The following is a 22,894-nucleotide window of genomic DNA, read 5'->3' on the forward strand; positions in this document are numbered from 1 at the left end:
GAACCGGAGGTGATCTCCTCGAGCGACTGTCCCGTCCACTCGAAGCCGAAGCCCTCGGGCAACTCGGACGCCAGCCGCTCCATCTCGGCGATGGCCGCGCCCGAGGAGTATCCGGGCGCAGGCTGGCCCGACAGCCTCACCGCCGGATAACCGTTGTAGCCCACGATCTGCGGCGATCCCTTGCGCCATTCGGCAATCGCCAGGGAGGACAGGGGCACCATGCCGCCGTTGGCGTTGCGCACGTTAATCCGGAGCACGTCCTCGATCTGAAGGCGGCTGCGGTCCTGCGCCTGGACGATGACACGCTGCATCCGCCCCGCGTTCGGGTAGTCGTTGATGTAGGACGAGCCGAGGTTGGCGGTGATCGCGTTGTTGATGTCGGAGAACGATACGCCGAAGGTGTTGGCCTTCTCGCGATCGATGACCAGCATCACCTGCGCGGCATCCGGCATACCTTCCACCCGCAGGCCCGTGACGATGGTGCCGCTGCCGGCCTTCGCCATGAGCTCGGCATTGGCCTTCTTGAGCGCTTCCTGACCCAACCCGCTCCGGTCCTGGAGCCGGAAGGAGAAGCCGTTGGTCGTGCCGAAGCCCTCGATCGGCGGCGGCGACAGCGCGAAGGCCGTGGCGTCCTTGAGCCCGAAGAGCTTCATGTTCGCCCGGTTGGCGATCTCCTGAACGGTGTTTCCATCGCCGCGCTCGGCCCAGTCCTTCAGCGTCACGAAGGCGATGGCGGCGTTCGCGCCCATGCCCGAGAAGCTGAAGCCCTGAATGGCCACGATGTTCGCCACCGCCGGCTCCTCCCTGAAGATCGCCTCGATCCGCTCGACAGAGGCACGGGTGCGGTTGGCGCTCGCCTCCGGCGGGGCCTGGATGTCGACGACCAGGAAGCCTTGGTCCTCGTTGGGCACGAAGGCCGTGGGCAGGCTGATGAAGAGGTAGCCCAAGCCCACGACGAGGGCGAGGTAGACCACCATCATCCGTCCGGCCCGGCGTGCCATCCCCGTCACGACGGTGGAGTACCCAGCCGTCAACCTGTCGAACTTGCGATTGAACCAGCCTCCGAGACCACGCTTCTCGTGATGCCCATGCTTGATCGGCTTGAGGAAGGTCGCGCACAGGGCAGGCGTCAGCGAGAGCGCCAGGAAGGCGGAGAACAGGATCGACACCACCATGGTCAGGCTGAACTGGCGGTAGATGACGCCGGTCGAGCCCGGGAAGAACGCCATCGGGATGAAGACGCAGGCCAGCACCAGCGTGATGCCGAGGATCGCCCCCGTGATCTGGCCCATGGCCTTTTGGGTCGCGGCCCTGGGCGGGAGACCCTCCTCGGCCATGATGCGCTCGACGTTCTCGACAACCACGATGGCGTCGTCGACGAGGATGCCGATGGCCAGCACCATGGCGAACATGGTGAGCACGTTGATCGAGAACCCGGTCGCGTACATGACGGCGCAGGTTCCGAGCAGCGCCACGGGTACCACGAGCGTCGGGATGAGGGTGTAGCGGATGTTCTGGAGGAAGACGAACATCACCACGAACACGAGGACCATCGCCTCGAGGAGCGTGTGCATCACCTTCTCGATCGAGGCCGAGACGAAGGGGCTGGTGTCGTAGGGGATGGCGTACGCGATGCCCGAGGGGAAGAAATTCTCCAGTTGCGCCATCTTGGCCTGGATGGCCTTCGAGACCGCAAGCGCGTTGCCGGTCGAGGAGAGCTGGATGGCCAGCGCCGCGCTCGGCTGGCCGTTGAGGCGGCTCGAGAAGTTGTAGGTCTCGGCTCCTTCCTCGATCCGGGCGATGTCCTTGAGCCGGACCGTGGAGCCGTCCGGGTTGGCGCGCAGGATGATGTCGCCGAACTGCTGCACGTTGGTGAGCTGCCCCTGGACGATGACGGTGGCGGTGATGTCCTGGCTGACCGGGTTCGGGGCGGCGCCGATCTGACCCGCGGCGACCTGGGCGTTCTGGGCCGCGATGGCAGCGTTGACGTCCGCCGACGTCAGGTTGAGGCCGACCATCTTGTCGGGGTCGATCCAGACACGGAGTGCCCGCTGGGCGGCGTAGAGCTGGGCGCGGCCGACGCCGTCGATGCGGCGGATCTCGCCGATGATGTTGCGGTTGATGTAGTCCCCCAGCGCCACCGGGTCACGGGTGCCGTCGGTGGAGGTCAGCGCCACCACCATCAGGAAGCCGGAGCCTGCCTCCTCGACGTTGATGCCCTGGGAGCGCACGGTGGCGGGAAGGCGGGCCTCGACGCGCCGGATGGCGTTCTGGACGTCGACGGAGGCCTGGTCGATGTTCGTGCCGGCGGCAAAGGTCGCGTTGATGCTGACCCAGCCCGAGCTGTCGGAGGTGGACTCGAAGTACAGCAGGCCCTCGACCCCGTTCAGCTCCTCCTCGATCTGCCGGGTGACGCCCTGGTAGATCTCCTGCGGCGATGCGCCCGGGTAGGTGGTCGTGATGGTGAGCTGCGGCGGGGCGACCTTCGGATACTGCGCGATCGGCAGGAACGGGATCGCGAGCACGCCCGCGATGGAGATGAAGAGCGCGAAGACCCAGGCCAGGATCGGGCGCCGGATGAAGAGCTGTGCCATGATCGGTTACTCGACCGCCTTGCTGGTCGCGGATGTGGTGGTGGGTTCGGTCGAGGCGGACTTCCAGGGTTCGGGCGCGACCTTGCCGCCGGCCTGCACCTTCTGGACACCGTCGACGACGATGCGCTCGGAGCCGTCGAGGCCGGCCTCGACCACCCAGTCCTGACCGATGGAGCGGCCCAGCGTGAGGTTGCGCGCCTGCGCGGTGTTGTCGTCCCCGAGGACATAGACCTGGGCTTCGCCCGCCGCGGTCCGCACGACGGCGCGCTGGGGAACGGTCACGCCGGCCTGCCGCACCCCCTGCTCGAGGCGCACGCGAACGTACATCCCGGGCAGCAGATCTCCCTTCGGGTTCGGGAACTCGGCCCGCAGCGTCACCTGTCCGGTGGTCGGCGCCACGCTAGCACTGGCGAACAGCAGGCGGCCCGGCTGCCCGTAGACGGTGCCATCGTCCATGACGAGCTCCACCCGCGCCTCGCCCGGGGCAGGGCTGGCAAGGGTCTTCTGCTCCACCGCTCTCTTGAGCGCCAGCAGCTCCTGGGCCGACTGGGTGAAGTCGGCATAGACCGGATCGACCTGCTGGATGAGCGCAAGGGCGGAGGCGCCCTCGGCGGTGACGAGGGCGCCTTCCGTGACGAGGGCGCCACCGATGATCCCGGTGATCGGGGCCCGAACCTCGGTGTAATCGAGATTGATCCGAGCCTCCGCGAGCGCGGCCTCGGCGAGACCGACGTCGGCATCGGCCTGGGCCAGGTTGGCGACGGCCTCGTCGTAGGCGACGCCGCTGGTGACGTTCCTGTCCATCAGGGTCTTCTGGCGCTCGAGCTGCTGGCGGGCATTGGCCTGGATCGCCTTGGCCTTTTGCAGCGATGCCTCGGCGCTGTCGATCCGAACCCGGAACAGGCGGGGCTCGATGCGGAAGAGCACGTCGCCCTGCTTGACCCGGCTGCCCTGCTGGAACACGCGCTCCTGGAGGATGCCGGACACACGGGCGCGGACCTCGGCGGTGCGGGTCGCCGCAATGCGCCCCGGCAACTCGTTCACGACCGGGACCGGCCGCGCCTGGAGCTGGATCACGCCGACGGCGGGCGGCGGCATGGCCCCGCCGGCTTGCGCGAGGGCGCCGCCGGACGAGAGCGCGAGGAACGTGGTGGCGATCAGGCACGCCGTCAGGCGCGACCGTTGTGTGCTGTACATGATGGGGTCCGTGACTATTGGTCTTCGGGGAAGGTGGCGTAGATCGTGCGAATGCCGTCGAGGATCGCGGACCGTTTGGTCTCGTCCCACTGATGGAATCCGAAGAGTTCGAGGCACGAGAGGCCGTTGAGGGCCAGGAAGGCCATGAGCGCAGCCTTGGGGCGCGGACCGCTGGCCATGCCGTCCAGCGCGGTGTCGGTCCACTCCCGCATGCGCGTTTGCAGTTCCTCGTGACCCGGCATGGAGGCACTGAGGGCGAGGACCACCGCCCTGTCGGTGTCGTTCGGTTTCGGTCCGTAGACGGCGATCCTGGCGTAGAGTTCGGGGTGGGGCGCGTCGGCGTGTTCGGCGACGGCCTTCGCGATGCGCTCGTGCTCGCGCGACACCTGGCGGTCGACGAGCGCCTCGAGGAGGTCTGCCTTGCACTTGTGGTCGTAGACGACCCGGGACTTGCTGACACCAGCCTCCTGCGCCACGGCATCGATGGACAGGCCGGCCGCACCCGAACGGGTGACGACGCGCTCGGCTGCGTCGAGGATGTCGTCCGCTATGATCTTCCGGGTTCTCGCCATGGCCGTCCAGTGTCCTTCGGGAATTCATATACGAACGTTCGTACTTTAATTCAAGGGGGACTGATTAGGCCGTCCTCAGGGCAACCGATCGATGTACCTGCCGATATCCAGCTCCCAAAACCCAAATCAGGCGAGATCCAGGACGCTGCTCCGCAAATCCACATCAAGGGAGAGTGCTGCTCACCACAGCCATTGAAAATTGTCAGGCGCAAGGCCCTCTCGATCCGGGGCCGGTCCCGAGTCTCCTCCGAGAATTTGATGAGGCCGAGGCGCGGGGGCAGCGAAGCGGCCGGCGCAGATTGAGCGAAGGACCGCTTTTGGCAGATTTTGTTGAAAAACTTCCGGGTGCTGCTGTGTCGGTCTATTAGTAGGGCCTGTGTGCCCGACGAGGCCCAGTATCCTGTACGTCGAGCACCCGAAAAACGGTACCTGCGGAGTTTTTCAACACAATCTGCCAGGTTCGGACCTTTCGGAGTTTCGGGCTCAAGTTGCGGGTAGGCTTGTGTGGACGGCGCCTGCGTTTATGGAACGAGACCCAGGCCTGTACCTTAAGTTCGGTAGGTTCAGGAGACTTCCCGATGATGAACGTGCTCACCCGCAAGCTGGAGGCTTTCGGACCTCTGCCAGACGCGGACAGGCTCTTCCTGGACGAGGTGATCCGCCCGGTCCGGGCTGTCGGGCCTCGGGTGGATCTGATCCGCGAAGGTGAAGCACCAAGCGACGTGAACCTGATCCTGGAGGGCTTCGCCTGCCGCTATAAGACGATCCCGAACGGCACCCGCCAGATCATGGCCTACCTGGTGCCGGGCGACTTCTGCGACCTGCATGTCTTCATCCTCAAGGCCATGGATCACACCATTGCCACGCTGTCCCCCTGCACGGTGGTGAAGATCCCGCGAGCCCAGATCCTGGCGCTGATGGAGCGGCCGGCCATCGCGCGGGCGTTCTGGTGGGCGGCGCTGGTGGACGAGGCCACGTTGCGCGAATGGTTGGTCAACGTCGGTGCCCGAAAGGCCGAGCACCGGGTCGCCCATCTTCTGTGCGAGCTGCTGCTGCGGCTGGAAACGGTCGGGTTGACTAACGGTGACACGTATGAGCTGCCCATCACCCAGGCCGAGTTGGCTGATACCACCGGCCTGACGTCCGTGCATGTGAACCGGGTGCTCCAGCGCCTGCGCAGGGATGGGCTGATCACGCTCAAGGGCAAGCACCTAGTCATTCTGGACGCCGCGAGGCTGAAGGCGTTCAGCGGCTTCAACCCCAACTACCTGCACCTCCCCGAGCAAAACGGCATCTCGGAACAGAGCCTCTAAGCAGAACCCGGGTCGCGTGAGGGATCGGTCGAAGCGAGGTGCTCCTCGGCCGAGAAGCGCAGAGTGAGCAGGATCTGGCCCTGCTCGTCAGTGACCTCCAGCTTCCATTCGGAGCCGTTCCAGAACTTGGCACCCATATCGCGTAGGAGCTCCCCGCTGGTGCGGATCGCCTGATCCTGGGCGGTGTAGATGTCGGGCAACTCCGTGCCCTCGGTATCGCGTTCCGAGTGGCCGTCTGTCACGTGGAAGAAGTAGCGGGGCATGGGGTGCTCCTCTGCCTTAAGGGCGGGAGCGCATCGGATCTCTCAGTCGGCAACAGCCCGACGCGGGCTACCGATAGCCCTCATATGGGGTCTCCGAGTTCCGATGCGAGCGGGGCGGTCATGAATGCATAGTTCGCAGGATGCGCTTTATCGAATGTCAGTAGAAGAAGGCAGCGGCCAAGAAAAAAGCGCCTGTCCGAAGACGGCGCTTAAAGTTGCGGATCCGCAGGGGCAAAATTGGGATCCGGTTGTTGGATGATTATTCAACTCAGGTGCGCCCTGTCACTAACTTGGATTAGGATTAGGTGCGGTAATCTGACACTGCGTGGTCCTAAAGTAGGTGCTTGTACTTATTGCATGCCTCCTTCGGGGAAGATAAGCATGCTTCGCCGTAGGGGCAAATACGGTCCAAAGGGTCGCGAACATGGTCATAAGACCGGGCGCGGCACTTTTTCATGGGCACTCTCGGCCGGTCATAGGCACGTGTGGAAAGCTGCTGCCCAATTTGGCAGGATACCCTTTATGGACTTACTGTTAAGTATCTGAACATTCGTCATTTTCCGGCGTTGCTTTGATGTTGCACTGGGTGTCTGGCCACTTGGCATCTGACCCTTCGCCCCAACCCGAAGGCGAAGGCCATGACCCTCGACATCTCGTTCCAGCCCATGCGCGTACTCATTGACGGCCACGACAGTGAGGGCAGCCTTGTTCTCGCAGACGGCCAACTTGCTGCCGTGATCGTCCGCCTCGACGGCGAGTACCATGGCCCTGAGTACAAGGGGCTGTGGCACCTGGAGGCGGGTTTCGGCCATTGCGATGTCCGTATCGCTCCACCCGTATTCAAGACGCCCGAGGAAGCCGGAGCCTGGGTTCAAAGAACCTTGATGGGTAGGATCGCATAAAATGATACTGTGTTGCATGAATCAGTTGGTGAACGTACTGAGCCCACGCCATGCCTTTGTTCAGGTGGTGCGAATGGACTTCGGGCGTCCAAACTTAAGCATGCGGTTGAGCGCATGGACTGCAATGGCAATTTCGATCGCGCGACGCCGATCCGTCCGTGAACGTAAGGCGTCTCCGATCACTCGTTTCAGCCGGCTGATGGCAGCCTCCACCAGAGACCGCCGATTGTACCCGGACCGCTTCTGCCAGCCCATGCGTCCATGCTCGGCAATGCTGTGGAGATGTTGATCGCGCTGGGTCGGAGCGCTCCCTGCCATCTCACTCGACACAGCCGTTGACCGGGGCGGGACTATGACGTCGGCCTCAGGACGGCGCGAGGCAACCCTTCCGTAGACGTCAGCCTGATCGTAGGCTCCATCGCCGATGAAGGACGCAAGTGGCGCCGCGATCTGGCCGAGCAAGGGCTCGACCTTTGAGCCATCATCAACATCGCTGGTCGTCAGCTCCGAAGCGAGCATCTGCCCAGTCGCAGCATCAACGCCAACGTGCAACTTTCGCCAGGAGCGGCGCCTTTGGGGGCCATGCTTCGCGACGAGCCACTCGCCGGGTCCACAGAGCCGAAGGCTGGTGCTGTCCACCACCAGGTGGACGGGTCTTCTGGAGCTTGGACATAGCTTTGAGACCTCAAGAATTTCGGCCCGACGGCTCAGAGTCGAATGATCCGGCACCGCCAGATCTAAGCCGAGGAGTTGGGGGAGCGAGCCGATCAGTCCTTCGGTTTGGCGCAACGCCAGCCGAAACACCGCCCGGAGCGTCAACGCCGTTCGGATCGCAAGAGCCGAGTAGTGAGGTTGACCACCCCGTGTCCTTCCAGGCTCGGCCCGCCAGGCGGCGATCGCCTCCTCAGAGAACCAGACCGTGAGACTGCCGCGCTGACGCAGACTGGCATCGTACTCGGCCCAATTTGTCACCCGATATCGCTGCTTGGGAATGCGGTGCCGGCGAGTGGCATTGGCTTTGAACGGCACGAGAGACATCCGACAGGAAGGGCACAGTGCTCCTATGAGATCGGGTTCAGGTTACCAACTCTCCTATTCGTGCAACAAAGCGGGCTGCTATCTCTCGCCGAGCAATTCGACAGACTGGCTGCGTGAGGCCGGCAGGTGGAATAACCGTCTTTCTGTCCTCATCTCAGTTTCGCGACAGAGCCGAACTATCTACACTTGGAGCACGAGGGGCATATCGTGGCGGTAGATCAGGTCGACGCTTCTGACCGTTGAGAGAGGACCCGTCCACGCCTCAAGCTGTTCTTGGTCGATCTCATCCTGCATCTAAGAGAAAACCCTGGTGCCGTTCAAAGCAAACCAGGGTTCGTTTCGATCCATCCCCGTCGATACACGCGGCGATGGCTATGTCGTTGTGCAGGGTATTAATCCGGCTCTCCTTTTCCGGCGAGATACTGAAGCAACGCCAGGGCAAGCGTCAATGTTCCCCCGAGCGGCTTCCTTACGGAATCGACAGGGCCTTATCGCCTGGAGCGAGACTATCTGCCGTGGCTAATGTTTCGCTTGCCGCGCAAGCCAAGCCTCCGCCGCCGACCGGCCTTGATCCCGCAGATGCTGAAGATGCCCCCAGTCCGTGTTCATGAAGCTGAGCCCACTCAAGCCATCAACATGATCCTCAGCAATCAGGTGGTGCAGCTTAAGACGTTGCAGCTTACGTCCGAGACTCGAGCCCTGCATGTCGCCTTCCCGGCAAAGCTGAGCCATCATCGACAAGGCTTCCAAATCTCTCTGTAGGGAGTTGCTGAAGGTGATCTGGTTCACCCGCTTATCGATAGCCCCTGAGGTTGTCGGTAAATCAGCATCGTTCGTGGGAATGATCTGCACGACCACCAAGTCCGATGCCCGTGTGGCGGTCACCAGCGGCATCAGCGGAGGGTTGGCCGCGTAGCCGCCGTCCCAATGCGGCTCGCCATCGATCAACACGGCCTGATGCAGTTGCGGCAGGCACGCCGAGGCGAGGACAACATCATAGGTCAACTCCTTGTTGCGGAAGAGCCGCAGCGCCCCGTCCCGGACCCGTGTCGCTCCAAGCAGCAGCCGCACAGGCGCTCGCCGGCACACGGCCTCGATGTCGACCTCGGTCGTGAGGATGTCCCGCAAGGGGCTCAGATCGAAGGGATTGAACTGGTAGGGCGACAGGTGCGACGTCACCCGCGTCAGAATGGGATTTGACGTGAGAAAGCGGCTATGACTGCCCACCTCGCTGACTTTGCGCCAGAACCGCTCCAGCGTAGCGCGCGCTTCCGCGGCACCACCCTGCGCCAAGCCGGAGGCGAGCAGCACGGCGTTCATGGCGCCCGCACTGGCGCCGCTTACGACATCGAAGGACACGTCCTCCTCCAGAAACCGGTCGAGCACACCCCACGTGAAGGCGCCGAAGGCACCCCCACCCTGGAGCGCAAGCGAGATCCGCCTTGGCCTGGTTCCCGCTGTCTTGAGTCGGGAAGACCGGGCCGGCGGCAGAATGCCTGTCTGTGCAAGCGGAAGCGGCTCTGTGATGGGATTGAGAAGGTTCATGTCTGCCTCCATAGTGCCGCGGGTTATAGTTGTGTTGATCGGTGGTGCAGCACGGCCGATCGGATGAACAAGCCCGACAGGAGCACTGTGAACGTCTGAGATGACCAGCAGTTGCTGCATTGCAGCATAGGCTCGGCCGCAGGCTGCACTGCACAATAAGCATGGAACAAAGGGCACTGCTCAGGTCAGTGTCACAAGGAGGCGAGGCCTGATGTAATTTGAGGCAACACGTCTATTGGGCATGGGCCTCTTGGCCGGACAGGCGCTTCCGCTACTTCAAGGATGACAGGGCTCAGGAGGCTGGCCCATGGCAAATCTGCTTACCCGCAAGCTGGAGGCGTTCGGGCCTCTGCCGGATGCCGACCGCCTCCTCCTGGATGATGTCATCCGCTCTGCCCGGGCGGTTGGCCCGCGGACGGATCTGATCCGAGAGGGCGACACGCCAAGTGATGTCAACCTGATCCTGGAGGGCTTCGCCTGCCGCTACAAGGTTCTCCCGACCGGCCGCCGGCAGATCATGGCTTACTTGGTGCCAGGCGACTTCTGCGATCTTCATGTGTTCATTCTGAAGACCATGGACCATACCATCGCCACCCTGTCCGCCTGCACGGTGGTAAAGATCCCCCGCGCGCGCATTCTGGAGCTGATGGAGAGGCCTGCCCTCGCGCGGGCATTCTGGTGGGCCGCACTGGTCGATGAGGCGACCTTACGCGAGTGGCTGGTGAACATCGGTGCCCGCCGATCTGAGCAACGCGTTGGCCATCTTCTGTGCGAATTGCTGCTGCGCCTGCAAACGGTCGGGCTGACGAACGGCAACCAATATGAACTTCCGATCACCCAGGGCGAGCTGGCCGACACCGTGAGCCTGACAGGGGTGCACGTGAACCGGATCCTTCAGCGATTGCGGGCGAGTGGACTGATTACCCTGAAAGGCAAAAACCTTGTCATTCTTGATGTGGAGCGGCTGATGGCCCTCAGCGGCTTCAATTCGAATTACCTGCATCTGGCCGAGCAGGACGGCTTCCGGGAACAAAGCCTCTAGGATGTTCCAGGATCGAGTTTCTCCTCGGCCGAGAAGCGGAGCACGAACAGGACCTGGTCGCTCTCGTCAGTGACTTCGAGCTTCCATTCGGTGCCGTTCCAGAACTTGGCACCCCTGTCGCGCAGGATCTCACCGCTGGTGCGGATCGCCTGATCCTGGGCTGCGTAGATGTCAGGCAGTTCCGTGCCCTCGGCGTCGCGAACCGAGGAGCCGTCGTTCATATAGAAGAAGTAGCAGGGCATGGGATGCTCCTCAGCCCATAAGGCGGGAGCATGTCGCATCTCTCATTTGGCAACAGACCGAACTCCTGGCCACCGATGATTTCCATATGGGATCACACGGATCCGAATGCGAGCGGCGCCATCCAGGCAAGGACAGGCCTGCGTTTCGGAAATTATCGGGCAGTGACGAACAGCACCTGCCCAACAGCATCGGTGACCACCAGGATCTGGTCTGGCTCGATCCGGCCTTCGATGATTTCTATCCACACCGCCGCGGCCCGGTCCGGGTCGGGAGCCAACTTCAGGTCTGGCAGATCGAGCCCGATGGGGTCCCACATCATCCTGTCGCCGATGCGATGGTGAAAGAAGTAACGTGGCATGTGGCCTCCCCGGGTTCATGCCACAACCGTCCTGCGGTATTGGGAGCGCGTCTATGATCCAGATTAGATTTTGGAGCAGTGGAGTGTCGACTAACGCATAAATTTGCGGCCACGCTTAATCCAGATCAGAGCGGCCAGCACACAGATCGGGTAACCAGACGTTTAGTGCCATCAAGACCTGTTAGCTTCTGAGCCCTGATTCCTGCTGGGGTGGGAGTTTGGATCGCCGTTGTGACTTAGTGAGCAATCTCTTGGGGAAAGGTCCTTAGGCGCGACCCGTGAGAAGGAGGCAAGCCAGATGCCTCAGAATGAAGACCAAGTGTCAGGCTCCGTTGAAGGTCTGCCGCTGCCTGCGCAAGCCCGAAAGGCGCGCACACGAGAGCACATCGAGGCGATCATCCGGCGCAGGGCCCCTGTGGAGCAGTTTAAGCAGATCTCGAAAACAGACCGCAAGACGGGCCAACGAGGGCCAGAAGAGATCAGTCGCGTCACGCTGTTCGAACCACAGGGCAGCGACGAGACCCAGTTCCTGAGCCCCTGGTGCGCATAGGTGTGCTGAACTTGCAGCCTCCATTCTGATGGGATGATCCAAGATCCCGTACAAGGGAGCGGATCCAATGAGCCAAGGCCGGATTGTCCTGTGAGCAGCCTGAGCTGAGAGCACCGTATCATGGCTGGCCCGGCCCTTCCCCCACCCGTTGCACAGCCCGCGAGCTCCCCTCTTCTGACCGCTGGCGGTATCGTCCTGGCCATCGGAGGGCTTTACGTCGGCCGAGACATCTTCATCCCTTTTGCCCTCGCCATACTCCTGAGCTTTGCGCTTACACCTTTGGTCAATTGGCTCCGGCGCCTGAAGCTACCCCGGATCGCCGCGGTGCTGATTGCCGTCACCCTTGCCTTCATCGCCATCGGCGGCATTGGCTTCGTTGTTGGCAGTCAACTTGTCCAACTCGCCAACAACCTACCGTCTTACCAGACGACTATCACCCAGAAGATCCGATCCTTGCAGCAGTCGGCAACCGGCGGCGGTGTTGTTGAAAGGGTCACCACCACGATCCAGGATCTCGGCAAGGAAATCTCCGGCGAGGGGCGACCCGAGGACAAGCCGGCGCAGGCACCCGGCTCTGCGCTCGGCGGAAGCACACCGCAGGAACCGATCACTGTTAGGCTGGAGCCTCCCGGCCCCCGCCCGCTGGAGATGATCCAGACTATCGTTGGCCCTCTGCTGGCGCCGCTCGCGACCGCCGGCCTGGTCATCATCTTCGTGATTTTCGTGCTGCTCGAGCGGGAGGATTTGCGCGACCGCTTCATCAAGCTTGCCGGAGCAGGCGATCTCCAGAAGAGCACGCAAGCCATCAACGATGCGGCCGCCCGGGTCAGCCGCTATCTCCTGATGCAGCTCCTGGTGAACCTGACCTACGGGGTTCCCATCGGGCTTGCCCTTTACTTCATCGGCGTACCAAACGCGGTGCTATGGGGCTTGCTCGCGGCAGTGCTGCGGTTCGTTCCCTATCTCGGTCCCTTTTTGGCAGCCCTCTTCCCCATTGCCCTTTCCATTGCGGTCGATCCCGGCTGGACCATGCTGTTCTGGGTCGTCGGACTATTCCTCCTGGCGGAGCTCGTCAGCAACAACGTCATCGAGCCGTGGCTCTACGGCTCCAGCACGGGCCTGTCGTCGCTGGCCATTATCATGGCGGCGATTTTCTGGACGACCTTGTGGGGTCCGGTCGGGCTGTTCCTGGCAACACCTCTCACGGTCTGCCTGATCGTCATTGGCCGCTACGTGCCGCGTCTCGAGTTTCTAGGCATCCTCCTGGGCAGCGATCCGGTTCTTGCACCGGAAGAGCGTCTCTATCAGCGTCTTCTCGCCGGCAATCTGGAGGAGGCAGTCGAACTGGCCGAGGACTACGTCGACGAACACTCCTCGCGTGAGTTCTACGACAATGTCGCCATCCCCGCTCTTCGCTTGGCAGAGAACGACCGCCAACGCAGCACCACGGACACCAATTACAGACGTCTCGTTGCGGATACGGCAATCTGTGTCGTCCGGGAGATCGAGGACCACGTTCGGGAAAAGGCAGCCTCCGGCGACCAAGCGAATGCAGGGAGCGGCAAGGACGACTTGCCGTCTGCGGGTGAGGCGCAACAGCCGTCGCTCCTCTGTGTGGCCGGGCGCACGGAGCTTGATCGTGCGGCGGCCGAGATGATGGCGCAGGTGCTCGGGGAACGCGGCATTGGTGCGCGTGCCCTGCCGCCAATCGCCGTCAGCCAAGGGGCCCTGGAGCAGCTCGATCTTCAGGGTGTGGACGTCGTCTGCCTATCCTATCTCCACCCACAGCCGCAGGTGTATGCCCGGTATATCTGCCGTCGCCTCCGGCGCCGGGCACCCCATGTGAAGCTCGCAGTCTGCTGCTGGAACCCAGCGCCGAGCACAGAGCAGACGGATGCGCTCGCGAACCAGATGGCGGCTGATGCGGCATTCAGCTCACTGGAAGCGTGGATCAACCAGGTGCACGCATGGCTCTCCCGCACGACATCCGCTGCTGGAACGCCCCCGATCTATCCCGCCACGGAGCAAGAGCAGCTTGTTGCGCTGCACGACCTCGGCCTGACCTCCGTGAGCGCACGGAGCTTCGACGAGATCTCCAGGAAAGTCGCCCAGGCCTTTGGCGCGCCGATCGCCCTCGTGTCGCTGGCCGACGAGGTCCCCCATCCCAGGGATGAAGCAACCGGTACCCCCGTGAGTCACCAGGCCACTGGGTACTCCGCTCACGGGTCGTTGGATGCATACGTCGTAGCGGCGAACGAGGTGATCGTGTCCGAAGATGTCACCGAGGACCCCCGGTTCGCCGACGATCCGCTTGTTCTGGAGAAGGGCATCCGTTTTTATGCCGGAGCTCCATTGCGGACGTCTTCCGGGTTAGCCGTTGGTTGCCTCTCCGTTATCGACACCAAACCGCGCGAATTCCCGGAACCCGACCGCCAACGCCTTCAGGAAATGGCTGACGAGCTGGTGGCTATCCTCGGCCAGGGACAGCCTTCAAGCATGGCCGTATGAAGGTCTGCTTCAGTTCCCTCGTGGGAGAAGTCAGCTTATGTCAGCCCGGTGCCAGACTCTGCCCTCACGGAGTTGATCGTCGCCTGAGGGTGATTGGGATGCCTCTTGTCGACCGGATCGGCTTACGATCCAAGCTTGGCTGGAAAGCGCACGGCAATCCGCGTCCCGCGGTCGCCCTCGATGGTCAAGGTACCATTGAGACTTCGGGCCATGCCCTCGATCAGGCGAATGCCCATGGACCCTTGGCGCCGAGTGGTAGGAAGGCCCACGCCGTTGTCCTCAATGGAGAGAAGCACGTCATCCCCTTCCTGGTGCAGCCCGACGCGAACCGCACCCCGCCGCTTGTCGGGAAAGGCATGCTTGAGAGCGTTGGTGATCGCCTCGCCGGCAATCAGGGCTACGTTGATGGCCCGATCGACATCCAGAGTGATGTCATCGGCGTCGCTGACCAGTTCGATGCGATGATCCTCCGGGTTCCGGAGATGGCCGAAGTTCAGGCACAACTCCGTCAGGTAGCCAGCCATATCAACCGACTGCACGTCGTTGCTGTCTTGGCGGTAGAGGAGTTCGTGAATGCGGGCAAGGTGGTCGAGCCGCTGGATGGCGTTTTCCAAGGCCTCCGAAACACCGGGATCGCCCTGGCGGGCCATCTGAAGGCGCAGCATCGAGATTGCCATGGTGATGCTGTTCTTGGCCCGGTGGTTGACCTCGTGCAGCAGCACGCTCCTTTGACCAAGAAGCTTGTCTTTCTCCCGAACGCTCTCCGTCAGGACGCCCTCCAGGGCACGTCGGCGATCCAGTTCGGTCTGAAGCTCCTGGGTTCGTTCCTTGACCCGGCTCTCCAGCACCTCGTTCAAGCGCCGAGTGCGGCGCTCGGCCCTGACGCGGCGGGTGATGTCCCAGAACGATGCGAAGTGCTGGATCACGCGGCCCTGGTCGTCGTGGACAGGGCTGACGAACTGTGCGGCCCAGACCTCCCGGCCGTCCTTGGCCCGAAGCTGGACCTCGAGGTTGAGGGCCTCATCAGCTATCATGGCGGACCGGATGAGCCGCTCCACCTCGGGATCGGCGTCGGGATCTGCAAGAAAGAAGTAGTTCTGGCCCAGGACCTCCTCGCGCGAGTACCCGAAGAGGTCAATGAAGGACTGGTTCACATAGACGATGGGATTGCCGCTCACCGTGGGATCGGTGACCACCATGGGCATGCGGGTGGCCTCGACCGCGGCGACGAACGGGCCACCGCCCCGCTGAAAGACATTGACCCGATCTTCGGCTCTTCCCTGATCGGCATTGGTGGCTTGTGGGCCAGGCTCCAATTCCTCATGCTCCCGTTTGCCGCCCTGAGGTAACGCCTATAGGCCAAGCTCGTTCATTGATACCATACGCCTCGGCCGCAGCCGAAGCTCCGCCAGCAGGCACGCTGCGAAGCTTGTCGGTTCTTTCAAGGAGATCCTGTCTAGTGCGATCAAGAAGGTCTGGTCGCCGCATTGCCGCGAGGGCCCGCGCCTCAGGGTCAACGCGACCATGTGTATCGCGCCACGGCTGCCAGGTCCCCCGTCAACGATATCCCCGGGAAGATGACACGGGGCTCCTGTCTGCGGCGGTGCGCTCATTGACACCAAAGCCGGCTGCCGCCTCTCGAATGAAGTGACCTCGTCCAGGAGACGGCAGATCGTTCTTGCCGACTACCGGAATGTCTGTTGTGGGCCAATCTTTCACATTCCGACTACTTAACGAACGTCCGCTCTTGAGCGCTTAAGTGGACCAAGCGCTTACATCTCAGGAGTGCCACTACCGGACCTTCATGGTAATGCGTTCAGAACGGCGCGTAACGCTGTTGGCTGAACTCGTGCCTAACGCCAGGGTTTCACGTGTTTGGCACAGGCGACCTGTGTATGGGATTTGTGGAGCCAGAGTCACGACATAGGTCAAGTGACTGAATTAACATACATTAAATGGCGAACATATTCATCGCCTCTGATGAACAAACGGCTTCTCCTGTAGTTCGTAAGCATCAAGCAAAACAGGAGATATTGCGTTGCGTCGCTTTTACTTTGACGTGTTGGACGGGGACAGCTTCACCCGTGATGATGAAGGCCTCAAGCTGGAGGATCTGAATGCCGCCGAGGTCATGGCCATCCAGGCTGCATCCGAGATCGGCCACGAGAGCCTCCCGAAGCGCCGCAGCCCTGAGATCTGTGTGCGGGTCAGGGACGAACAGGGCGAACCGGTGCTCTCCGTAGCAGTAGCCATGACGGTTCGCCGGAAGGCGCTCGCGGACGCGTAGGGCACTGCCACGCCGATTACCCCGTCTGATGCCTGTCCTGTGATCCTGATTATCGCGGATAAGCCGCTGGTGCGCATGGTCAATGCCGACGCTCTCGATGAGGCTCCGTCTGGCCTCGCCCACCGTTATACCGGAGCAGGGCTCCAGCAGAACCTCTGCACTCGCTCGTAAGCCTGGGCAATCATCAGTGTGAGGGAAAGCAAGGGAACCTCCCACAGGCTGACACGTTCGCCCGCACGGCCAGGCTCTGACAGCGGAGTTCCCCATGGACGAGGACGAGGTGGCGGACGGCATCGCATTCCCGGAAACAGGAGCGCCGGAAGACTGCGAGTTCGTGCTCGGGGGCGGTACACTCGGTCCTGCCGACCTGAGTTGGATTGGGCGCGAGCTGCGCGAGTACTATGACAGCATCCTTCGTGAGCCCGCACCGGAACGGCTCCTGGCCCTTCTTGATCAGGGGGCGCGCGCGGAGAACATTCCATTGACGCTTGACCCGCGCCTGCGCGACGAGATCCTGGCCGCGGTTCCGAGCCTGCGCGCCTTTGCCATGTCGCTGGCCAGCAATGCCGACCGCGCCGACGATCTGGTCCAGGACACGCTGGTGCGGGCCGTGGCCAACATCCGCCGCTTCGAGGTGGGCACCAACCTCAATGCCTGGCTGTTCACGATCCTGCGCAACCTCTTTCATTCCGAATACCGGAAGCGACGGCGCGAGGTTGAGGACGCTGATGGCTCCTATGCGACCCGGCTTTCGGTCCCACCTGAGCAGGGAGCCCGTCTCGCCTTTGAGGACTTCCGCAAGGCTCTGGCGGGGATTCCGCTCGACCAGCGTGAGGCATTGCCCGGCAAAGGCGCGCCGGTCGCTGAGGCTCGCATGATCGCCGAAGAACTGGAGACGCCCGGCCACATGGGCGTCGGCGAGCTTGGACAGGAACAGCCGCCGGAACAGCCGCGAGAGAACGCGCACGGGCAGGAGGAAGCCGGGCTGGCACGCCACCCACCGCTTGCCATCAAGCGAGAGGCCGCCACCGGGCACGATCATGTGGACATGCGGGTGGTGGGTCATGGCCGAGCCCCAGGTGTGGAGCACGGCGGTGATGCCGATGCGGGCACCAAGATGCCTTGGATCGGCGGCGATAGTCATCATCGTCTCGGAGGCGGTGCGGAAGAGCAGATCATAGATCACGGCCTTGTTCTGCCAGGCGATGGCAGCCATCCGGGCCGGCAGCGTGAACACGACGTGGAAGTAGCCGACCGGCAGCAGATCGGCCTGGCGCGCAGCGAGCCAGTCCTGCGCCGCCGCGCCCTGACATTTAGGGCAGTGCCGGTTGCGACAGGAATTGTAGGCGATGCGGATGTGGCCACAGTCCTCACAGGCCTCGACATGGCCGCCGAGGGCTGCGGTGCGGCAGGCCTCGATTGCCGTCATCACCTTGAGCTGGCCAAGGCTGAGATGCCCGGCCTGGGCCGCACGCCAGGCGGCGCCATGGCGATGGAAGATGTCGGCGACCTCCAGCGACGGGCGGCTCACCGCCGCTCTGTCATCCGTCCGGCCTCGCCTCGTCCTGCGGTCCAAGCCAGATCCGGTCGAGGGGGCTCATGACCGTGCGGATCGTGGAGGTGGCGACGCGGGCATAGAGCGCGGTAGTATCGAGCTTGGCATGGCCGAGCAGGACCTGGATGACGCGAATGTCGATGTCCTGCTCCAGCAGATGCGTGGCGAAGCTGTGGCGCAGCGTGTGCGGCGTCACCCGCTTCTGGATCCCGGCCGCTTGGGCCGCGGCGTGGACGGCGCGGTTCATCTGACGGGTCGACAGCGGCGTGACCGGATTGCGGCCCGGGAACAGCCAGCCTTGGGGCAGCATCAGGCCTTGGCGGTGACCCTCCCGCCACCAGGCCCGCAGGAGCTCGAGCAGGTGCGGTGACAGCATGGCGTGGCGGTCCTCGCGGCCCTTGCCTTGTTCGATGCGGATCAGCATGCGGGTGCTGTCGATGTCGGTCACCTTGAGCGACACGATCTCGGAAACGCGCAGTCCAGCGCCGTAGGCTGTGCCCAGCGCAGCCTTGTACTTCGAACCTGGCGCCGCTTCGAGCAGCCGTGTGACCTCCTCAAGGCTGAGCACCAGTGGCAGCTTGCGCGGCTGGCGGACGAGCGCGAGACGGCGGGCGAGGTCGGGGCGGTCCAGGGTCACGGTGAAGAAGAAGCGCAGCGCCGCAACGGCGCTGTTGATGCCTGGAGGCTGGAGGCCCGTCTGGGTCTGGTGCACCTGGAACCGGCGCAGGTGCTCGGCTGTGGCCCTGTCCGGGGAGCGGCCGAGGAAGGCGGCGAAGGTCTTCACATAGCGGATGTAGTCGTGCTGGGTCTTCGCGGTGAAGCCACGCACGGTCATGTCCTCGATCATGCGCTGGCGCAAGGCGCTGCTGGCCGGAGGCGACGGGTGGACGATCATGAGACGCTCCTCTCAAGCTGAAGGTTGACCCTTCAAGCTTGGAGGCGGAGCACCGTCCGTCACCTCTGATCGCTCACAGCCTCACTGACGCCAGAGGTTAAGCGTCAGCCTTGAAACGCGCGCCCTCCCGCGCGAGCGGGTTCGTTCAATGACCCATAACGGACTTCCAGGCATGCGGCTGCTAATGACCGCTTAGCGCCCCTTCTCAGACATACTGGGAGCTTCTCGACGCTGCGGTCGGGCGTGCCTTCGAACACCACATGGCCGCACTCGATCTCGACCAGATCGAAGCCGAGCTTCTCGCCCATCGGCGCCTTCAGGTCGCCTGCGAGCATCGCGCGCAGTTGCTGGAGACCGTCGGGCGCGCCTTCGCTATCGCGTCGGCCATCTGTTCACCACGGCTCATGAAAGGGACGGACCTCGGCGAGGAACGACCAGGCGTCCCGCGGCTGGTGCGCGAGATGATGTACTTCGGCAGCAATCGAAGCAGGTGAGATGAAGAAATCGTCCGCTGCCTCGGGCAGGCGCTCGCGCTGCCACGGCACGTCGATCACCGCGTCGATGATGAGGTACGCGACGTGCACGCCCTTCGGTCCCAGGTCGCGGGCGAGCGATTCCGCGAGGATGCGCTGCGCGGCCTTGGTCGGCGCAAAGCCGGCGAATGCGGCGCGCCCACGTTGCGCCGAGGTGTTTCCGGTGACGATCAGAGCGCCTTCTCCCGCCGCAATCATCGCGGGCGTCGTCAGCCGCGCGAGGTGGAACAGCGCCATCGCATTGATCTCGAAGTTGCGCTGGAGCGTTTCGGCCTCAATCTCGGTGAAGGTGCCGAACGCGCCGCCGACGGCGTTGTGGACGACGACTTTGGGATTGCCGACCTCGGCAATCGCCCGCTCCAGCGCGGCGGCATCGCTGACGTCACACGGCACTGCGATCGAGTCCGGTATTTCCTTTTCCAGCGTGGCGAGCCGGTCTGCATTCCGCGCGAGCATCGCCACGCGATAGCCGTCCTCGGCAAAGCGACGCGCGATCGCAGCTCCGGTGCCCGGGCCGACACCCGTCACGAGAGCGAGCGGTTTGGTCGTGAGATTGGTCATGCTGCTTCCTCCAGGCGTGCGAGTTCCTCGCGCACGAAATCGAGACGGTCGTTGCCGAAGAACATCGCGTGTCCGACGAAGATTGTGGGTGAGCCGAATACGCCGCGCTCGGCGGCCTCGGCGGTGTTGGCGTCGAGCTGGGCGACGACGTCCGGCGCATCGATCCGGTCGGCTATCTGGCCGGCCTCGATCCCGGTCGTCGCGATCTCCGTGACAATGTCGTCCCGGCTGGCAAGCGTCTTGCCGTCACTCCAGATCGCCCGGTAAAGCGCCAGGGTGATCGCCGCCGCATCGGTCGGGGATTGCGCCGTTAGGACCGCTCGCGAACAGGCCTCGCCGTCATTTGCGCGCATGTCCGACGGGTTGAGCGGTACGCCATAGCGCTGCGCCCAGCGCGCCAGATCGACGCGCGCATAACGTCCCTTCGCCGCGCAAGTGAGGGTGGTCGGGACGTTGCCCACCAGTTCCATCACCTTGAGGGCCTTCATTGGCCGCAGCGCGATATCGACGTCCATCTCGCGCAACTGGGTATAGGCCATGTAACTGTATGGGCTGAGGAAGTCGTAGAAAAGTTCAATCGGTTGCGTCACCGGCCTGCTCCTGTGCGTTCATCGAGAAGCCGAGATGTGCTGTCGCCCGCGCCTGGGCCGGGGCGGAGTTGAGCGCGATCGGGGGGAATGGCGACGCCCGTCTCAGTGTCGACGAGCGCCAGAACCAAAGGGCGTCCGGTCTCACGATCGACCATTTCGATGGACGGCGCGCCGAAGCCGGTCGCATCCCAGCGATCGCCCCATTCGCGCAGGGCGACGCTGACCTTCCACAGATCGCGCCCCTTCGGCGTCAGCCGATATTCGTCGCGCGGCGGGTGCTCCTGATAGCGCACGCGCTCGACGATGCCATGCTCGACGAGATGTTTCAGACGCGCGGCGAGGGTCGCTGCGGGAATGTCCGTATTAGCCCGCAGGTCGTCGTAGCGTCTGAATCCCAGCAAAAGATCGCGGATTACCAGCAACGTCCATCTGTCACCGATCAGCTCAAGCGCTCCCGCGATCGAACAGCGCATTCCGGCAAAGGATTTGGGTTTCATAAGGCTGGCTCTCGACTAAGTTCAATCATTGAAGTAATGAAGATGCAGGCTAAATGCAAGGGGCGGGACTGAGCGGACGTATTAAGCGCTTGGATCCTTGCTTCGAATTGTCAGGAGAATGCCATGCCGTTCCGTGCCATCCGCGCCAGCAGAACGGATACAGGCGTTACGACCGAACTCGTGATGCTGGACGACAGCGACCTTGATGTTGGAGACGTCACGGTCAGGGTCGATGTCCCGATCGTGGCACGTAGCGCCGGCGGCGAGCGGCTGAATCCGACGCGTCTGGCGGATTTCTCACTGACGAGCCGGGACGGCCGCCAGATTCCGCTCAACCAGATCGGCCATTGGGAAATCTGTCTGGAAAAGCCGATCCTGAAGCGCCGTGATCGCACCCCCATCATCACGATCCGCTCGGACATCAATGAGGCGACTCAGCCTCCAGAGGTTTCCAAGCAGATCATGACGGCGCTTCAGCCGCTGATCGCCTCCCTTCCGGCCGGCTACCGCATCGATACGGGCGGTTCGATCGAGGAAAGGCCAACACCGCGCTGGGTATAGTTTTCCCAGGCATGATTGCCGCAGGTGCGATCCTTCTCGACAATGCCATGGTGATGCTGACGGCACCGCTTGGCCTCGTCGGCGTCGTCCCTATGTTGCTCACCTTCAACCAGACCTTCGGATTCAACGCCATCCTGGGATTGATCGGACTGGCCGGCATCCTGAGGCGCAACACGCTGATCCTGACCGAACAGATCAAGGAGAACCGTGCTGCCGGCCTAGACGACCATCACGCCGTCATCGAGGCGACGGTATAGCGGACCCGTCCTGTCATCCTGACCGCGCTTGCCGCCGTGCTGGCCTTCATTCCCCTCACACACTCTGTCTTCTGGGGATCGATGGCTTACACGCTGATCGGCGGCACGGCGGTCGGCACGGTGCTGATCCTGCTCTTCCTTCCTGCACTCTATGCGGCGTGGTTCCGGATCAAGCCTGACGTCGTCGATGAGGGACATGGGGAAAAGCAAGGCATCGAGCCGCAAAAAATCCCCGTCATAGCCCCGGCCGCTGAATAGAGCAGATATGAGCCGTACACGCTGAACGAGGACAGGTAATCCAAGGTGCACGATGACATTCCAATCGCGACGACTCGCGACATTCCCGATCACTGCCTCGGCTTGCAACTGCAACGCGCCGCCCGCGTAGTCGCGCGCCGCTTCGACCAGGCATTAGGACTGCTCGAGCTGACCAGCGGACAGTTTGAGCTCCTCGTCTTGCTCGGGCGGACACCCGCAGGGTGGATTGGTGCGGTCACCGAACGTCTCGGCAGAGAGTGCACGACGATTACGGCAATCCTCAAGCCGTTGACACAACACGGACTTGTCGTGGTTATGGTCAACCTGGAAGACAGCCGCGGTCGTACGCTCACGCTGCCACCAGCCGGAAAAGACCTGTTGACTGCTGCAATCCCCATCTGGCACCGGGTTCATGTCCGCATGGGAACCTGTTCACAAATAATGAAGCCGATCTGCTGCGACGGTCACTGACCACATTGTCGCAGATCTGAGAGTGTTCAAACGACGAGGAAGAAAGATGAAGTGGTTCCTGGAGAAGATGCGTTTGTATTCCGAGGCGCTTTCCGGCCTGGATGATCCGACAGGCGAACACTTGCATAACCTGGAAGCCCGGGTGCGGTGCCTGGAGAGCGAGATAGCACGTCTCGAGGGTCTCATCGAGGCGCTTCGGCCCCGCGACTGAAACGGACAGTGCTGCTGTCGGATTAAGATTGCGGGTTTAGGTAATGACCGCTCATGGCAGATTTCGTTGAAAAAGTCCTCGTGATTGGCGGCG

The 22,894-nt window shown here is 62.9% G+C and carries 22 protein-coding genes and 4 pseudogenes; 11 read left to right on the forward strand and 15 right to left on the reverse strand.

Annotation, left to right across the window (positions count from 1 at the left end; translation table 11 throughout):
* The 3 genes from JKG68_RS06575 to JKG68_RS06585 form a co-directional block, all read right to left on the reverse strand.
* Positions 1-2,594: efflux RND transporter permease subunit (locus JKG68_RS06575; protein ID WP_202057212.1), on the reverse strand; the 2,594-nt coding region annotated here is incomplete at its 3' end.
* A 6-nt stretch (positions 2,595-2,600) separates the two neighbouring features.
* Positions 2,601-3,791, reverse strand: coding sequence for an efflux RND transporter periplasmic adaptor subunit (locus tag JKG68_RS06580; protein WP_202057213.1), 1,191 nt, complete (start codon positions 3,789-3,791; stop codon positions 2,601-2,603).
* 14 nt (positions 3,792-3,805) lie between these two features.
* Positions 3,806-4,363 carry a TetR/AcrR family transcriptional regulator gene (locus JKG68_RS06585; RefSeq protein ID WP_202057214.1) on the reverse strand — a complete coding sequence of 186 codons (558 nt, stop codon included), beginning with the start codon at positions 4,361-4,363 and terminating at the stop codon, positions 3,806-3,808.
* 578 nt (positions 4,364-4,941) lie between these two features.
* Here JKG68_RS06585 and JKG68_RS06590 point away from each other — a divergent pair.
* Entirely contained in the window at positions 4,942-5,676 is a 735-nt protein-coding gene (locus JKG68_RS06590) for a Crp/Fnr family transcriptional regulator (protein ID WP_202057216.1), read from the forward strand.
* Here the strand turns inward: JKG68_RS06590 and JKG68_RS06595 are convergent.
* Complete coding sequence (locus tag JKG68_RS06595) at positions 5,673-5,939, reverse strand: DUF6894 family protein (RefSeq protein ID WP_202057218.1); 267 nt, start codon at positions 5,937-5,939, stop codon at positions 5,673-5,675. The two genes, JKG68_RS06590 and JKG68_RS06595, sit on opposite strands and share 4 nt — an antisense overlap.
* A gap of 638 nt (positions 5,940-6,577) precedes the next feature.
* Between JKG68_RS06595 and JKG68_RS06600 the strand changes: the two genes are divergently transcribed.
* On the forward strand, positions 6,578-6,841 hold the full coding sequence (locus JKG68_RS06600; RefSeq protein WP_246515156.1) for a hypothetical protein: 264 nt from the start codon (positions 6,578-6,580) through the stop codon (positions 6,839-6,841).
* Positions 6,842-6,901: 60 nt separating this feature from the next.
* Here the strand turns inward: JKG68_RS06600 and JKG68_RS06605 are convergent, their stop codons facing one another.
* On the reverse strand, positions 6,902-7,870 hold the full coding sequence (locus JKG68_RS06605; protein ID WP_202057221.1) for an IS5 family transposase: 969 nt from the start codon (positions 7,868-7,870) through the stop codon (positions 6,902-6,904).
* Between the two features lie 528 nt (positions 7,871-8,398).
* Positions 8,399-9,424 carry a patatin-like phospholipase family protein gene (locus JKG68_RS06610; RefSeq protein ID WP_202057227.1) on the reverse strand — a complete coding sequence of 342 codons (1,026 nt, stop codon included), beginning with the start codon at positions 9,422-9,424 and terminating at the stop codon, positions 8,399-8,401.
* 307 nt (positions 9,425-9,731) lie between these two features.
* Between JKG68_RS06610 and JKG68_RS06615 the strand changes: the two genes are divergently transcribed.
* Positions 9,732-10,466, forward strand: coding sequence for a Crp/Fnr family transcriptional regulator (locus tag JKG68_RS06615; RefSeq protein ID WP_202057229.1), 735 nt, complete (start codon positions 9,732-9,734; stop codon positions 10,464-10,466).
* On the opposite strand, the gene JKG68_RS06620 is transcribed toward JKG68_RS06615, so the two are convergent.
* Together JKG68_RS06620 and JKG68_RS06625 are read right to left on the reverse strand one after the other, a co-directional pair.
* Complete coding sequence (locus JKG68_RS06620) at positions 10,463-10,708, reverse strand: DUF6894 family protein (RefSeq protein ID WP_202057230.1); 246 nt, start codon at positions 10,706-10,708, stop codon at positions 10,463-10,465. The genes JKG68_RS06615 and JKG68_RS06620 overlap by 4 nt on opposite strands.
* A 152-nt stretch (positions 10,709-10,860) precedes the next feature.
* The gene (locus JKG68_RS06625; RefSeq protein ID WP_202057231.1) at positions 10,861-11,067 is read right to left on the reverse strand and encodes a DUF6894 family protein; all 207 of its coding nucleotides are present in this window, start codon (positions 11,065-11,067) and stop codon (positions 10,861-10,863) included.
* Between the two features lie 298 nt (positions 11,068-11,365).
* On the opposite strand from JKG68_RS06625, the gene JKG68_RS06630 reads away from it, so the two are divergent.
* Both JKG68_RS06630 and JKG68_RS06635 read left to right on the forward strand, forming a co-directional pair.
* Complete coding sequence (locus JKG68_RS06630) at positions 11,366-11,617, forward strand: hypothetical protein (RefSeq protein ID WP_202057232.1); 252 nt, start codon at positions 11,366-11,368, stop codon at positions 11,615-11,617.
* Between the two features lie 120 nt (positions 11,618-11,737).
* Complete coding sequence (locus JKG68_RS06635) at positions 11,738-14,125, forward strand: AI-2E family transporter (protein ID WP_202057236.1); 2,388 nt, start codon at positions 11,738-11,740, stop codon at positions 14,123-14,125.
* Between the two features lie 122 nt (positions 14,126-14,247).
* Here the strand turns inward: JKG68_RS06635 and JKG68_RS06640 are convergent, their stop codons facing one another.
* Positions 14,248-15,441 carry a sensor histidine kinase gene (locus JKG68_RS06640; protein WP_202057238.1) on the reverse strand — a complete coding sequence of 398 codons (1,194 nt, stop codon included), beginning with the start codon at positions 15,439-15,441 and terminating at the stop codon, positions 14,248-14,250.
* Between the two features lie 722 nt (positions 15,442-16,163).
* Here JKG68_RS06640 and JKG68_RS06645 point away from each other — a divergent pair.
* From JKG68_RS06645 to JKG68_RS34490, 3 genes and pseudogenes are all read left to right on the forward strand, one after another.
* On the forward strand, positions 16,164-16,412 hold the full coding sequence (locus JKG68_RS06645; RefSeq protein WP_202057240.1) for a DUF6894 family protein: 249 nt from the start codon (positions 16,164-16,166) through the stop codon (positions 16,410-16,412).
* 265 nt (positions 16,413-16,677) lie between these two features.
* A pseudogene (locus JKG68_RS34485) lies at positions 16,678-16,857 on the forward strand (NepR family anti-sigma factor); the annotation flags it as partial.
* 36 nt (positions 16,858-16,893) lie between these two features.
* Positions 16,894-17,268: pseudogene (locus tag JKG68_RS34490) on the forward strand (sigma-70 family RNA polymerase sigma factor); the annotation flags it as partial.
* Here JKG68_RS34490 and JKG68_RS06660 read toward each other — a convergent pair.
* The 6 genes and pseudogenes from JKG68_RS06660 to JKG68_RS06685 form a co-directional block, all read right to left on the reverse strand.
* Positions 17,239-17,943 (reverse strand): annotated as a pseudogene (locus JKG68_RS06660) (IS91 family transposase); the annotation flags it as partial. The pseudogenes JKG68_RS34490 and JKG68_RS06660 overlap by 30 nt on opposite strands.
* A gap of 10 nt (positions 17,944-17,953) precedes the next feature.
* Positions 17,954-18,862 carry a tyrosine-type recombinase/integrase gene (locus JKG68_RS06665; RefSeq protein ID WP_202057241.1) on the reverse strand — a complete coding sequence of 303 codons (909 nt, stop codon included), beginning with the start codon at positions 18,860-18,862 and terminating at the stop codon, positions 17,954-17,956.
* 104 nt (positions 18,863-18,966) lie between these two features.
* Positions 18,967-19,197, reverse strand: a complete 231-nt coding sequence (locus JKG68_RS06670) for a hypothetical protein (RefSeq protein WP_202057242.1) — start codon at positions 19,195-19,197, stop codon at positions 18,967-18,969.
* A 57-nt stretch (positions 19,198-19,254) separates the two neighbouring features.
* Positions 19,255-19,956 (reverse strand): SDR family NAD(P)-dependent oxidoreductase, encoded by a 702-nt coding sequence (locus JKG68_RS06675; protein ID WP_202057244.1) that lies wholly within the window; start codon positions 19,954-19,956, stop codon positions 19,255-19,257.
* Entirely contained in the window at positions 19,953-20,546 is a 594-nt protein-coding gene (locus JKG68_RS06680) for a 2-hydroxychromene-2-carboxylate isomerase (protein ID WP_202057245.1), read from the reverse strand. Before JKG68_RS06680 ends, JKG68_RS06675 begins: the two co-directional genes overlap by 4 nt.
* Positions 20,543-21,043 (reverse strand): winged helix-turn-helix transcriptional regulator, encoded by a 501-nt coding sequence (locus JKG68_RS06685; RefSeq protein WP_202057246.1) that lies wholly within the window; start codon positions 21,041-21,043, stop codon positions 20,543-20,545. The genes JKG68_RS06680 and JKG68_RS06685 overlap by 4 nt, the downstream gene beginning before the upstream one ends.
* A 231-nt stretch (positions 21,044-21,274) precedes the next feature.
* Here JKG68_RS06685 and JKG68_RS06690 point away from each other — a divergent pair.
* The 3 genes and pseudogenes from JKG68_RS06690 to JKG68_RS06700 all read left to right on the forward strand — a co-directional run.
* Positions 21,275-22,119: pseudogene (locus JKG68_RS06690) on the forward strand (efflux RND transporter permease subunit); the annotation flags it as partial.
* A gap of 45 nt (positions 22,120-22,164) precedes the next feature.
* Positions 22,165-22,590 (forward strand): MarR family winged helix-turn-helix transcriptional regulator, encoded by a 426-nt coding sequence (locus JKG68_RS33290; RefSeq protein ID WP_202057247.1) that lies wholly within the window; start codon positions 22,165-22,167, stop codon positions 22,588-22,590.
* 46 nt (positions 22,591-22,636) lie between these two features.
* On the forward strand, positions 22,637-22,801 hold the full coding sequence (locus JKG68_RS06700) for a hypothetical protein (RefSeq protein WP_202057248.1): 165 nt from the start codon (positions 22,637-22,639) through the stop codon (positions 22,799-22,801).
* Positions 22,802-22,894 lie beyond the last annotated feature (93 nt).

This window comes from Microvirga aerilata (assembly GCF_016743775.1).
In the GTDB taxonomy this organism is placed as follows: Bacteria; Pseudomonadota; Alphaproteobacteria; order Rhizobiales; family Beijerinckiaceae; genus Microvirga; species Microvirga aerilata.